The organism is Rhodococcoides sp. S146-33 (assembly GCF_059489205.1).
This window is the reverse complement of record NZ_JCAJWY010000005.1, coordinates 67,536-80,909: the sequence shown is the minus strand read 5'-3', so window position 1 is coordinate 80,909 and position 13,374 is coordinate 67,536. Positions and strand designations below refer to the sequence as shown.

The window sequence follows — 13,374 nt, the reverse complement described above, 5'->3', positions numbered from 1 at the left end:
GTGGAACTGCGGCAGCTGAAGTACTTCCTTGCTGTCGGGGAGGAACTGAACTTCTCGCGCGCTGCCGAGCGCTGCTACGTCTCACAATCGGCGATCAGTCTGCAGATCGGCAAGCTGGAGCGAGAGATCGGCGAGCCGCTGTTCGAGCGAACCTCACGGACCGTCCGATTGACCGTTGTGGGAGCACAATTGGTATCCATCGCGCGGCACATGGTGGAGCTCGAGCAAGCCGCCCTGGCACTGACGGCGCGCCGCCGAAACCAACTGCGCCTCACCGGAAACATGACCTTCGCCGCGAACGCCATCGCGGCCATCGTCTCGGTACGCGAACGCCATCCCGACGCCGAGATCGACTTCGTGTTGAAACGATTCGCAGAACAGATCGAAGCGGTGACGTCCGGGGACTGCCAGGTGGCGCTGATTCGCGGCAGCGTCGAACGTTCGGGACTGCACGTCACCGAACTGTGGACCGAGGACCTCGTCGTCGCGCTCGCCGAGGGCCATCCGCTGGCCGGCGTGGACAACCCGAGCCTGAGTCAACTGGCCGACTACCCGCTGCTGCTGCCCAAACGCAGCGAACAGATCCTGCTGCACCGGGTGATCGAACGCGAGATGAAGCGCAGCGGGCTTCCACTCACCTTCGGGCCGCCGGTCGCGTCCGATCACACCGCCAGCGCCGAACTACTCAACCACCCGCAATGCTGGACGATTCTGTACGCCAGCACCGCCGACAGCACCCCCAAGACCGGTCTCGTCTTCCGCACCGAGGCCGACCGAAGACTGCAACTACCGGTCTCGGCCGTGGTCGACGCCACCGTGCCCGTCACCGACATCCAACGTGACCTCGTGGCAGCCCTGGCAGCAACAGCACCTGTTCAGCCGACGGCACCGGCAAGCTGAGCGAAAGCGGCGTCTGCGTCGAACAACTCGGCACGATCGAACGTCGATGTCGACGCCATGATCTCGCGTGCGCCGGTGCGATCGATCAACTCCTCCAGTCGCGGACGCACCTGACCGAGGGTCCCGAGAACAGTCGATGCGAGCGAGGTCTCGATGCGGTCCCGCGTCCGCGGCGTCCACCGGGAATCGTCGACGGCCGACGCCGGTTCCAACGCTGGGAACTCACCCTCCCGCCGCGACCTCGCCATCGCCCACGCCTCCGGCAGCGCAAGCCTGCGCGCATCGGCGGTATCGGCTGCGATCGTCACGTCGAGCGAGATGATCACGTGCGGTTCAGGATTGGCGGGTGAGGGCCGAAAACTCCTGCGATACATCGCCAATGGGTCGGGCTGCTGAATCACCGGTCCACCCACGACCACCGGAAGCCCGGCGCGGGCAGCGACCTCGAGGCCCGCACCGGTCGCGAGAACGAACACCGGCGGAGGCGTGGTGACAGGGCGCGCCGTCACCGGTGCCGAACCGTCCAGATACGCACTCAATTCGGCGATATCTTCCTCGAAGGTATCGGCGTGCTCACTGCGTAAGGCTGCCCGTACCGGCTCGGTGAATCCGAGGGAGCGGCCGACCCCGAGATCGATCCGGCCGGGAAAAAGGGACTCCAACATCAGGAATTGTTCGGCCACGATCAGCGGCTGATGGTTGGGCAACATCACGCCGCCGGATCCGACACGGATGTGCGAGGTGCGCGACGCCACTGCCGCGGCCAGTACCGCCGGAGCGCCCGACGCGATGCCGGGTACGCCGTGATGCTCGGCCACCCAGAACCGATGCAGCCCGATCTTCTCCGCGTGCACCGCCCGTTCCACGGTGTGACGCAGCGCGGAGGCGTCGTCCATACCGGATCGAGTGCGGGATCTGTCGAGAAGCGAAAGCAACACAGCTAGGACAACCGGCGGGGCGTCGGGCATATTTCTTGTCATGAGTTGGTGGGTGGTGAAGCACGTCGATGCCGAAGGGCCGGCGCTGATCGGGACGATCATGACCGAGCGCGGAATCGAGTACACGGTGGTCTCGGCGGCAAGTGGGGACCCGTTGCCCCCAGCCGACGCGGTCACGGGGTTGGTCGTGTTGGGCGGGCCGATGGATGCGTGGGGCGATGTCGCTCACCCTCACATACAGGCCGAACGAGAATTGATTGCCGAGTGTCTAGGGCGTGACATTCCCGTGCTCGGAGTGTGTCTCGGTGCTCAATTGCTCGCGGCCTCGCAGGGATGCGCGGTGTATCGAGGGCCGGTTGCGGAGTTGGGTGCCGGTGAGGTGATGGCGACCGAGGCCGGCGCACCGTTCTTCGGACCGGATCGAATCCAGGTCGTTCATTGGCACACCGATACGTTCGACCTGCCTGCGGGGGCGGTGCTCCTGGCGAGCTCGAATCTCTACCGGAATGAGGCGTTCCGCTTCGGCAGCGGTCTCGGTCTGCAGTTCCATGTCGAGCTCACACCGGCGCAGCAGCCGATGCTCGATGCGCACATGCCTGCGGGAACAGCGCCGAGCGGACAGGTTCTGGCCGGAGTCGCCGAGGACGGTCGAAGAATTCTCGAAACGTTCTTCGACGAAGCCTCATAGCGGACCGAATGTGTCCGCGATGGCGGTCATCATTGCGTCATGAACCTCACCATGAAGATCGAACTCGTCACCCTGGCCGTCACCGACGTCGACCGCGCCAAAGATTTCTACGTCTCGATCGGTTTCAACGCCGACCACGACGCTCGGCCCTGGGAAGGGATGCGGTACGTCCAGCTCACCCCCCCGGGATCGGCGTGTTCCATCGCGATCGGCGAAAACATCACCGACGCCGAACCGGGCAAGGGAGCCGGAATCCTGATGGTCGTCGACAACGTCCAGGAGGCCTACGAACACCTCACCGCAGCCGGTCTGACCATCGATCCGCCCAAGGACGAGGGCTGGGGCACCTTCGTGTACTTCGCCGACCCCGACGGCAACACGTGGTCGGTGCAGCAGTTGCCGGCCCGGTCCTAAACCGGCCGAAACGCCAGCCTGGCAACGATGCCGCGGTGGTCGGAGCCTGGAACGGTCACCGCTTCCACCGATCGAACCGCCATGTCCGCCACCAGAACATGGTCGATGGCAATGACCGGCGGGTGCCAGGTGTGCGCCGGGTACGTCCTGAGCATGCCGGCTCCGGTCACCACCGCCGCGTCGACGAATCGGCCGTCCTGCAGATCGCGATAACGCCGATGATCCTGCGTCGCATTGAAATCGCCCGCCACCACCACGGGTCCGTCCTCTGCGGGGATCTTGGCCAACAGTTGTCGTAGTAGCCCGAGCTCGCGGACCCACTCGGACGGTTCCCGCGGCCACGGCGGCACCGGGTGCACCGCGAACACGAGCGGCCGGCCCGGCATGTCCACCCGCGCAGAGAGCAGCTCGGTCACGAAGCCGTCGTGGCGCTGTTCGTCGACGAGCGGGAACCGGCTGTAGATGCCGGTTCCTTCGCCGCCGGGAGCGGCACCGACGTACGCGTGCGGCAACGAGCCGGACAGTCTGGGCCGCAGCCGGGCGTCGGCCTCGGGCGTCAACTCGACGAGAGTGAGCACGTCGGGTCGGTGCTGCTCGACCAGCGCGACCAACCCGTCGAGATCGGCCTGACCGAGCCAGATGTTGGCGTGTAGCACTGTCAGAGCCGGAGCCTTGGCCGTCGTCCGGGAGCGGTGCCTGTGTAGAGGAAGCTGGGTCGCGGCAGCCCCTGCCAGTACCGCCGCGCCTGCCGCCAACCCCCACCAACCGAATGCCACGGCCGCGAGAACAGCGCCCGGCACAGCAGCGAGCATGAGGACATGTGCCAACGCGGCGGCCACGAGCATCCCCTGCCCCCGCGAGTCGCGGAGGTGCGCCACGATGCCGACCACCGCTGCGACAAGCAACAACAGAGACACCGAAGCCGAAACCATGAGCGGAAGTCTGACAGGCAAACCTGAGGCCGAGCTGGGAAGCATCCTCGAGACCGACCGAACTGTTCGCTTTCTCGCGGCAAACACGACACAATCGACAACGCTGTCCGTGAGTCAAGTAGGGGGACTTTCCGTGAACCGAAGGCAATTGCTGCGACTGGCCGCTGCCGGAATGCTCGGCGCTGCCGCCGCTCCGGTCCTGAGCTCCGCCGGCATGCCGGGCTCCGCCCCCGCCGGTGCCCTCCCCCTCGGTGCCGACCGAATTCGATCGCTCGTCCCCGAACTGTTCGCCGACCCACCGCGCCCGCCGGACCACTCGTCCGTCATCGTGGTCGGCTCCGGATTCGGCGCCAGCGCTGCCGCCCTGCGTATGGCCCAGGCCGGCACCCAGGTGACCGTGCTCGAGCGCGGGCTGCGCTGGCCGCGCGACCCCTGGCGCGAGATCTTCACCGCCGACATGACCGCCGACGGACGCGGCCTGTGGCAACAAACGTCGTTCACCAACATCACCGGGCTCCCGGTGGGACCGGTCGATCTCTTCGGCGGAGTCCTCGACACCACCCGTTACGAGAACCTCTCGGTCTGGCGCGGAGCGGCCGTCGGCGGCGGCTCCGTGGTCTACACCGGCGTCACCATCGCACCGAACAAGAAATTCTTCGACCTCTCGTTCGGCGGGCGTCTGAACTACGACGAGATGGCCGCCAGCTGGTACCCCAAGGCCCGTTCGATGCTTCGGCCGTCGACGATACCCGAGGACGTGTACAACAGCCCGAACTTCGCGCACTCCCGCACCTGGGACGACCACGCCCGACGGGCAGGTTTCACCCCGGAAGCGGTGGACGGCAACTGGAACTGGAACGTCGTGCGCGACGAGATCGCCGGCCGGTCCAGGCCGTCCGCGACCGTCGGTGCCAGCACGTTCGGCAACTCCAACGGTGCCAAGCACGACCTGACGCAGAACTACATTCCCCAAGCCGAAGCCACCGGTAACGCGGCCGTGTGCCACAGCCACCGCGTCGCCGCGATCGGCAGCGAATCCGGCGGCCGCTACCGCGTCGAGATCGAACGCCTCGACCCCTTCGGCAACGTCGTCGAGACTCGCGCCGTCACCTGCGACACCCTCGTCCTCGGTGCCGGATCGATCGGCACCACCGAACTGCTGATGCGCGCCCGCACCACCGGGGCGCTGGGAAACCTCAACGAGTTCGTCGGCACCGGCTGGGGTACCAACGGCGACGCCTCGATGACACGGTCGCTCGGGCCGATGTCCGCCGGCCCTCAGGGAGCGCCGTGTGCATCCCGCATAACCGACGACTCCGGGCTGCCACTGACCGTCGAAAACTGGTACGTGCCAGGTGTTCCCGTGAACCTCGGGTTCCTCGGCTCACTCGGCATGACCATCGACCCACTGCGGGGAAACTTCGGATTCGATTCCGCCGCAAACAGATTGACCCTGAACTGGCCCAAGGGCGGCAGCCGCGACACCGTGGAAGCCCTGCGCGCAGTGCAGAATCGGATGGCGCAGGCCGGCGGGACCATCGTCGCGGCCGAACCGTTCACCCGCGATGTCGACGACACGTTCACCGCCCACCCCCTCGGCGGCGCGGTACTAGGCGACGCCACCGACAACTACGGCCGCGTGAAGGGTCACCCCGGCCTCTACGTCGTCGACGGTGCGCTGATCCCGGGAAGCACCGGTGCCGCCAACCCATCACTGACGATCACCGCGCTGGCCGAACGCAACGTCGCCCAGATCATCGCCGACGGGCGCTGAGACACGGGCGCTAGCTCAGCTGGATTTCGGGTCGGCCTTCGGGGACGGTGACCGTTGCTGCGGTTCGCACCGACGCGCCCGGGGTGGACACACGATCGAGAACCCTTACCTCCGAACGCCATTCGGTGGTCGTCAGCGTGCTCCGCAAGTAGCCGCGCCGGGCATTGCCGTACTTCACATGCGGCGAACCGTCCGCGATGGCAGCTCCCGCGGAATCGACATCGGCACCGTCCTTGCCCGACGCGATGGACGTGGTTGCGATCTCCACACCCTGGATGGGCGACACCTGATCCTGGTAATCGCGGCGCAACTCCGAGACGATCGTGCGGTGAATGTCTCCGACGATCGACGCCACGTTCTTCGTGCCGCGATCCCGGGCACCGTCCAGGATTCGATGCCGCGAGGCCTCGTACCCGCTCCACGGATCCATGCCGACCTTGCGGTCGTTACCCTGCCCCCGAGCGAGATCTGCGATGACCGTCTGGTGCGCCAGGAAGTTCCACCTCGACGGTGATGCGAAACCATCGAGAATCCACTGTTCCTGCGCCGCACCGGTTATGGTGCGCGACGGATCGGCCGTCTCGGCGTCCTGCGCGTGCTCGCCGTCGCCGTGCGCCTGATCGCTGCGGTACTGCCGAGTGTCCAGTACCGAGAAATCCACCAGATCGCCGAACGAGAACCGGCGATAGACCTTCATGTCCGGGCCCGCGGGCTTCAGATTCGCGCGCACCGGAGTGTTCTCCCACCACGCCTTGAAGGCATCGGCTCTGCGCAGCAGGAACTGCGTCGGATCGTCGTTGTCCTGGCTGATCTGTGACGCCCAGTTGTTGTCCACCTCGTGGTCGTCGAACGTCGAGACGAACGGTGCCGACGCATGCGCGGCAGCCAGGTTCTGGTCTGCCTTGTACATCGCGTATCGATCGCGATAGTCGCTGAGCACCATGGTTTCTCGGGCCGCCGACTCGGTTCGCGGCTCACCCTTTCGGGCACCCTCGTCCTTGATCGCATATTCGTAGATGTAGTCGCCCAAGAAGAACACCACATCGAGATTGGACGCGGCCAAGTCTTGGTACGCGCCGAAGAACCCGTCCTCCCACTTCTGGCACGACGCCCAAGCGAAGTCGAGCTTGCTCAGCTGCTGGCCCAGTGCCGGTGCCGTTTTGGTACGGCCGACCGGGCTGGCGTGTGGGCCGACGAGAAAGCGATAGAAGTACTCTCGTGCCGGCTCGAGGCCCCGGACGTCGACATGAATGGACCAACCATCGAACTCGGTGGCGAGCTCGATTCCTTGCGCGACGATGCGGCCGAACTTGTCGTCGGCTGCGATCTGCCACTGCACCGGCACGACGCCAGGAGTCATCCCGCCCAGCGGCGCAAAAGGATCGGTGGCGAGCCTGGTCCACAGCACCACCGAATCGGGCAACGGATCACCCGAAGCCACGCCGAGGCGGAAGGGGTAGTCGGGGGTCACGACGGACTGTGCGTGCGCCGTGGTTCCCGCGAGTTCAGGAGTGAAGGCGATCGCCCCGACCAACGCACTCCATGTCAGAAACTGTCGGCGCGTGGCCGCCGCCCGCAAGGAAATGTCCTGCCCGATCCGAATGTCTTTACCCCGTCTCACCATTGGTCGAGACTCTCGCGCCCCGGCAAACTGCGCCCGTCATCGATTCGACGGCAAGGTGAACACGACGGATCCATTCGATTCAGGACCGAATACGTCCTCGATGTCGATGAGACTGGCCCCATGACGAACCCAGACCGCACCGGCTCTCAAATCGACCACCTCAACATCGGCGTTGCCGATCTCGCCGCCAGCGCCGAGTTCTACGGCGCTGCACTCGCACCGCTAGGGATCACCGAGATCATGCGGGTACCGCACACCCCCGAGGCACACCAGCTCGCCATGATCGCCTTCGGTTGGGCGGAGGTGAAGCCCTTCTTTTGGATCGTCGACGCACCGGGTTCGGCCATCGGCCCGCATACGCATCTCGCCTTCAGTGCCCCGGACCGCGCCACAGTCGACGCCTTCCACACCGCAGCACTGTCGGCAGGAGCTATCGAACTCCGGGCACCGGGACTCCAGCCGGAGTACCACGCGACGTACTACGGATCTTTCGTGCGGGACCTCAACGGCATCGACCTCGAGGCTGTCTGTCACCAGGGGTGACAAACAGCCTTCGGACGATGGGGAGATCGGTTACTGCGGCAGAGTTCCGTTGGCTCGCACATGGTCACGCAGCCGGGTGAGAAGCGACTCCAGAGTGGCGACATCCTCGGGTGCCAGCCCGTCGAAGAACAATCGACGCACCACATCGACGTGACCCGCTGCAGCCGCGTCCAGAGCTGCCCGACCCGCGTCGGTGAGGACTGCGTCCGTGGCCCGCGCGTCGGTGGGCGAGACCGTTCGATCGGTGAGCCCTCGTGCGGACATTCGGGCGAGGTGGTGAGAGGCCCGGCTGCGCTCCCAGCCGATCTCGGCTGCCAGGTCGGTCACCCGGCGACGCCCGTCGGGACTGTCCGCCAGCGCGACCAGCACCGAGTAGTCGGCCAGGGATAGACCATGGTCCTCGGTCAACTGTCGGTTCATCTCGAACGTCATCTGCAGCGAGAGCCCCATGTAAGCACGCCACGCCGATTCCTGCGAAGGCGTCAGCCAAGGAGAGTCGGCCGTCGACTCATTACGTGACATGTCATGTTCTTTCTGCGACTATTGCTCCGGGGTGCAAGACGGGTAGCCCCGACAACCAACCTTAGGGGCACACCAATGGATCGCATCTCTCACGCCGAGTTGGTACGTCGCAACGTCGTCGAGGTCTTCAACGCCACCGAGGTCGAACGACGACGCGAACTCATCGAGGCCATGTACCACCCGGACGCGGTGTTCTACGACGCCGAGAACACCGCGACCGGACGCGACGCCGTCATCGATGCGATCACCGCACTCCTCGCGGACTCCGACGGCCTGTCCTTCGCCGTCACCGTCGAGCCCGCTGTGTTGGGCGACGTTGCTCGCATCTCCTGGGCTCTCTCACCGCCCGACGCCCCGGCCGTCGTCACCGGGCAGGACTTCGCCGTGGTCAAGGACGGCCTCATCGCCGAGCTGTACACGTTCGTCGACCAGAAGTAGCCCGTCGACCCGTCAGGCTTGCACGACCCACACCGAATTGCCGTCGGGATCCCGTAGCGCGAACATCGGCGGGACGCCGTCCACCTCTTCCATGAAGTCGTCCAGATCGACACCGCCGAGAGCGCTGAGCCGCGCATGCTCGGCCGCGACATCGGCCGTCTCGACGCCGATGGAGCCGCCACCGGGTGTGCCTCCCATCGGCGGGTTCAGGGCGAGCCGCGCCGTCGAACCGGGAGGTGCCACCTCCAACCAGCGGTACTCCTTTTCGGGGCCGAACCGCAGATCGCCGCGAATCTCGAACCCGAGCGTGCGGGAGTAGAAGTCGAGGGCTGCGTCCTGATCGGTGACGGTGAACATGGCTACGCCGATATTCACGATGGTGCTGGATGTTGGGTTGCTCATGTCGGTACCGACTAGCGTCACGCGGAAAACTCACCGCTCGCATCCAGATACAAAAAAGCACTGATCACAACAAAGCCCCGCACCGACCGAAGTCGATGCGGGGCTTTGTCTGCGGGCTCTGTCGTCGTGAACGGAAATTCGTAGCGGGCTACGAATTTCTATGCACGTGCGACGAAGTCGCTCTAGCGGTATTCGTTGGAGAAACCGTAGTCGTCGAGCGGCACTGCAGCACCGGTTCCCTGGCCGAAGCCGTCCGGGCTGTAGTACTGATCGTCGTACGACGGCACCGCGTATGCCGCGGCACGCGCCTCTTCGGTCGGCTGCACCGTGATGTTCCGGTACCGGTTGATACCGGTACCAGCCGGGATGAGCTTACCGATGATGACGTTCTCCTTGAGACCTATGAGCTTGTCGCTACGGCAGTTGATCGCCGCATCGGTGAGCACACGAGTGGTCTCCTGGAAGGACGCTGCCGACAGCCACGAGTCGGTGGCCAGCGACGCCTTGGTGATACCCATCAGGACCGGACGTCCGGCTGCGGGCTCGCCACCCTCGGAGACGACGCGACGGTTGCTCGACTCGAATTCGCTGCGCTCGGTGAGTGAACCGGGCAGGAATTCGGTGGAGCCGCTGTCGATGATCGTCACGCGACGGAGCATCTGACGAACGATCGTCTCGATGTGCTTGTCGTGGATGGACACACCCTGCGACCGGTACACCTCCTGGACCTCGTTGACGAGGTGGATCTGCACCTGACGGGGACCCATCACGCGCAGCACCTCGTGCGGATCGGCAGCACCTTCCATGAGCTGCTGGCCGACCTCGACGTGGTCACCGTCCGCCAGGAGGCGCTCGGTGCCGTCGTCGTGCTTGAAGACGCGCAGACGCTGACGCTTGGAGAGCTTGTCGTAGACAACCTCTTCGCCGCCGTCGTCCGGGACGATGGTGATCTTGTAGAAACGATCGCCGTCCTCGAGCTGGATGCGTCCCGACACGTCCGCGATCGGAGCCTTGCCCTTCGGCACACGTGCCTCGAACAGCTCCTGCACGCGAGGCAGACCACCGGTGATGTCATCTCCGGCGACACCACCCTGGTGGAAGGTACGCATGGTCAGCTGGGTTCCGGGCTCACCGATGGACTGTGCGGCAACGATACCGACGGCCTCACCGATGTCGACCAGCTTGCCGGTGGCCATCGAACGGCCGTAGCAGGTGGCGCAGACGCCCGTGCCGGTGGTGCAGGTGAGCACCGAGCGAACCTTGACCGACGTGATGCCCGCAGCGAGCAGCGCGTCGATGGCCGGGTCACCGAGATCGTGTCCACGAGCGACGATGACCGTGCCGTTCTCGTCGACAGCGTCGTTCGCCAACGTGCGGGCGTACGTGCTGGTCTCGACGTGAGCGTCGCGGATCATCTTGCCGTCGGCGGTCTTCTCGGCGATCGTCGTGACGATGCCGCGCTCGGTGCCACAGTCGGTTTCCCGAACGATGACATCCTGCGAGACGTCGACCAGACGACGCGTCAGGTAGCCCGAGTCGGCGGTACGAAGCGCCGTGTCGGCCAGACCCTTACGAGCACCGTGCGTGTTGATGAAGTACTCGAGGACCGTCAGGCCTTCCTTGAAGGAAGACTTGATCGGACGCGGGATGAACTCACCCTTCGGGTTCGTCACCAAGCCCTTCATGCCGGCGAGCGAGCGAACCTGAGTCATGTTTCCGGCTGCGCCGGACTTCACGATCATCGGGATCGGGTTGTCGTCGGGGAAGTGGGCCTCCATGGCCTTACCGACCTGCTCGGTAGCGTCCTGCCAGATCTTGACCAGTGCGGAGTTGCGCTCGACCTTGTCGAGTGCGCCACGCTGGTACTTCTTCTCGATCTGATCGGCCTGAGCCTCGAAGGTCTCCATGATCTGCGGCTTCTCCGGCGGCACGAGGACGTCGGAGATCGAGATGGTGACACCCGAACGCGTGGCCCAGTAGAAGCCTGCGTCCTTGAGCTTGTCGACGGTCTGAGCGACGACGATCATCGGGTAACGCTCGGCGAGATCGTTGATGATGGTCGACTGACGCTTCTTCGGCATCTGCTCGTTGACGAACGGGTAGTCCGCCGGAAGCAGCTCGTTGAAGAGCACACGTCCCAGAGTGGTCTCCGCGGTCCATGCCTCGCCGCGGTTCCAGCCCTCGGGGAACAGCTCGTTCTCGATGTCACGCGGCGGGCGCTGCGTGGTGAGACGAACCCGAATCTGCGACTGCACCGTGAGCGATCCACGATCGACGGCCATCTGAGCCTCGGCCGGGGAGGAGTACGCCCCGAACTCGGCCTGATCGGTCGATGCGTCGACGCGCTCGCCGACAGCACCGGCGTCCAGACGCGTCAGGTGGTAGAGACCCGTCACCATGTCCAGACGCGGCATGGCGAGCGGACGGCCCGATGCCGGCGAGAGGATGTTGTTCGACGACAGCATCAGCACGCGTGCCTCGGCCTGAGCCTCGGCGGACAGCGGGAGGTGGACAGCCATCTGGTCACCGTCGAAGTCGGCGTTGAACGCCTCACACACGAGCGGGTGCAGCTGGATGGCCTTGCCCTCGACGAGCTGCGGCTCGAACGCCTGGATGCCCAACCGGTGCAGGGTGGGTGCACGGTTCAGCAGCACGGGGTGCTCGGCGATGACCTCTTCGAGAACATCCCACACCTGCGGACGCTGACGCTCGACCATGCGCTTGGCCGACTTGATGTTCTGCGCGTGGTTCAGATCCACCAGACGCTTCATCACGAACGGCTTGAACAGCTCGAGAGCCATCAGCTTCGGCAGACCACACTGGTGCAGCTTGAGCTGCGGGCCGACGACGATGACCGAACGGCCCGAGTAGTCGACGCGCTTGCCGAGGAGGTTCTGACGGAATCGACCCTGCTTGCCCTTGAGCAAGTCGGAGAGCGACTTCAGCGGACGGTTACCCGGTCCGGTGACCGGACGTCCACGACGGCCGTTGTCGAACAGGGCGTCGACCGACTCCTGCAGCATCCGCTTCTCGTTGTTGACGATGATCTCGGGAGCACCGAGGTCGATCAGACGCTTGAGGCGGTTGTTGCGGTTGATGACGCGGCGGTACAGATCGTTGAGGTCGGACGTCGCGAAACGGCCACCGTCGAGCTGCACCATCGGACGAAGCTCCGGTGGGATGACCGGGACAGCGTCCAGGACCATGCCCATCGGCGAGTTACGGCCGGCCTGGAATGCGGCGACGACCTTCAGACGCTTGAGCGCGCGCAGCTTCTTCTGACCCTTGCCACTGCGGATGGTCTCGCGAAGAGACTCCGCCTCGGCATCGATGTCGAAGGTCTGCATGAGCTTCTGGATCGACTCGGCACCCATGGCACCGGTGAAGTACTCGCCGTACCGGTCGATGAGCTCGCGGTAGATGAGCTCGTCGACGATGAGCTGCTTGGGAGCAAGCTTGGTGAACGTCGTCCAGATCTCTTCGAGACGATCGAGCTCACGCTGCGCGCGGTCACGGAGCTGACGCATCTCGCGCTCGCCGCCGTCCTTGACCTTGCGACGCACGTCGGACTTGGCACCCTCGGCTTCGAGCTCGGCGATGTCGGCTTCGAGCTTCTGCGCACGAGCCTCGAGATCGGCGTCGCGCTGATCTGCGACGGCCTTCTTCTCGACCTCCATCTCGGCCTCGAGCGTCGAGAGCTCGTTGTGACGGAGCTCGTCGTCGACCGTGGTGATGACGTAGGCAGCGAAGTAGATGATCTTCTCGAGATCCTTCGGAGCCAGGTCGAGCAGGTAGCCCAGACGCGACGGCACACCCTTGAAGTACCAGATGTGCGTGACCGGAGCGGCCAGTTCGATGTGGCCCATGCGCTCACGACGCACCTTGGCGCGAGTGACCTCGACGCCACAGCGCTCACAGATGATGCCCTTGAAGCGGACGCGCTTGTACTTGCCGCAGTAGCACTCCCAGTCCCGAGTGGGGCCGAAGATCTTCTCGCAGAAGAGGCCGTCCTTCTCGGGCTTGAGCGTGCGGTAGTTGATGGTCTCCGGCTTCTTGACCTCGCCGTAGGACCACTGACGGATGTCGTCTGCAGTGGCAAGGCCAATGCGGAGTTCATCGAAGAAGTTGACGTCGAGCACGTAACTTCCTTTCCCCGTTATGGGTGTTGTGCTGGAAGAGCAAATGAGAAGAACGCCTCC

At 65.0% G+C, this 13,374-nt stretch carries 12 protein-coding genes; 6 read left to right on the top strand and 6 right to left on the bottom strand.

Going from position 1 to position 13,374, the window contains the following annotated elements; genetic code table 11:
* Positions 1-900 carry a LysR family transcriptional regulator gene (locus AC5WEY_RS20005; RefSeq protein WP_495647224.1) on the top strand — a complete coding sequence of 300 codons (900 nt, stop codon included), beginning with the start codon at positions 1-3 and terminating at the stop codon, positions 898-900.
* Here AC5WEY_RS20005 and AC5WEY_RS20000 read toward each other — a convergent pair.
* Positions 876-1,880 (bottom strand): MsnO8 family LLM class oxidoreductase, encoded by a 1,005-nt coding sequence (locus AC5WEY_RS20000; protein ID WP_495647223.1) that lies wholly within the window; start codon positions 1,878-1,880, stop codon positions 876-878. The genes AC5WEY_RS20005 and AC5WEY_RS20000 overlap by 25 nt on opposite strands.
* On the opposite strand from AC5WEY_RS20000, the gene AC5WEY_RS19995 reads away from it, so the two are divergent.
* Positions 1,879-2,526 (top strand): type 1 glutamine amidotransferase, encoded by a 648-nt coding sequence (locus tag AC5WEY_RS19995; RefSeq protein ID WP_495647222.1) that lies wholly within the window; start codon positions 1,879-1,881, stop codon positions 2,524-2,526. The genes AC5WEY_RS20000 and AC5WEY_RS19995 overlap by 2 nt on opposite strands.
* Before the next feature lie 39 nt (positions 2,527-2,565).
* Positions 2,566-2,940, top strand: coding sequence for a VOC family protein (locus tag AC5WEY_RS19990; RefSeq protein WP_057475252.1), 375 nt, complete (start codon positions 2,566-2,568; stop codon positions 2,938-2,940).
* Here AC5WEY_RS19990 and AC5WEY_RS19985 read toward each other — a convergent pair.
* Complete coding sequence (locus tag AC5WEY_RS19985) at positions 2,937-3,872, bottom strand: endonuclease/exonuclease/phosphatase family protein (protein ID WP_495647221.1); 936 nt, start codon at positions 3,870-3,872, stop codon at positions 2,937-2,939. The two genes, AC5WEY_RS19990 and AC5WEY_RS19985, sit on opposite strands and share 4 nt — an antisense overlap.
* A gap of 133 nt (positions 3,873-4,005) precedes the next feature.
* On the opposite strand from AC5WEY_RS19985, the gene AC5WEY_RS19980 reads away from it, so the two are divergent.
* On the top strand, positions 4,006-5,646 hold the full coding sequence (locus AC5WEY_RS19980; RefSeq protein WP_495647220.1) for a GMC oxidoreductase: 1,641 nt from the start codon (positions 4,006-4,008) through the stop codon (positions 5,644-5,646).
* Positions 5,647-5,656: 10 nt separating this feature from the next.
* Here AC5WEY_RS19980 and AC5WEY_RS19975 read toward each other — a convergent pair whose 3' ends face one another.
* Positions 5,657-7,270: an alkaline phosphatase D family protein gene (locus AC5WEY_RS19975; RefSeq protein WP_495647219.1), complete on the bottom strand. Its 1,614-nt coding sequence runs from the start codon at positions 7,268-7,270 to the stop codon at positions 5,657-5,659.
* A gap of 120 nt (positions 7,271-7,390) precedes the next feature.
* Here AC5WEY_RS19975 and AC5WEY_RS19970 point away from each other — a divergent pair, with 120 nt between their 5' ends.
* Positions 7,391-7,813, top strand: a complete 423-nt coding sequence (locus AC5WEY_RS19970; RefSeq protein WP_495647218.1) for a VOC family protein — start codon at positions 7,391-7,393, stop codon at positions 7,811-7,813.
* Positions 7,814-7,843: 30 nt separating this feature from the next.
* Here the strand turns inward: AC5WEY_RS19970 and AC5WEY_RS19965 are convergent, their stop codons facing one another.
* Entirely contained in the window at positions 7,844-8,335 is a 492-nt protein-coding gene (locus AC5WEY_RS19965; RefSeq protein ID WP_495647217.1) for a MarR family winged helix-turn-helix transcriptional regulator, read from the bottom strand.
* Positions 8,336-8,410: 75 nt separating this feature from the next.
* On the opposite strand from AC5WEY_RS19965, the gene AC5WEY_RS19960 reads away from it, so the two are divergent.
* Complete coding sequence (locus AC5WEY_RS19960; RefSeq protein WP_495647216.1) at positions 8,411-8,773, top strand: nuclear transport factor 2 family protein; 363 nt, start codon at positions 8,411-8,413, stop codon at positions 8,771-8,773.
* A gap of 12 nt (positions 8,774-8,785) precedes the next feature.
* On the opposite strand, the gene AC5WEY_RS19955 is transcribed toward AC5WEY_RS19960, so the two are convergent.
* Both AC5WEY_RS19955 and AC5WEY_RS19950 read right to left on the bottom strand, forming a co-directional pair.
* Entirely contained in the window at positions 8,786-9,175 is a 390-nt protein-coding gene (locus AC5WEY_RS19955; RefSeq protein ID WP_495647215.1) for a VOC family protein, read from the bottom strand.
* Positions 9,176-9,357: 182 nt separating this feature from the next.
* Positions 9,358-13,314, bottom strand: a complete 3,957-nt coding sequence (locus AC5WEY_RS19950) for a DNA-directed RNA polymerase subunit beta' (protein WP_283314423.1) — start codon at positions 13,312-13,314, stop codon at positions 9,358-9,360.
* Between the last annotated feature and the right edge of the window lie 60 nt (positions 13,315-13,374).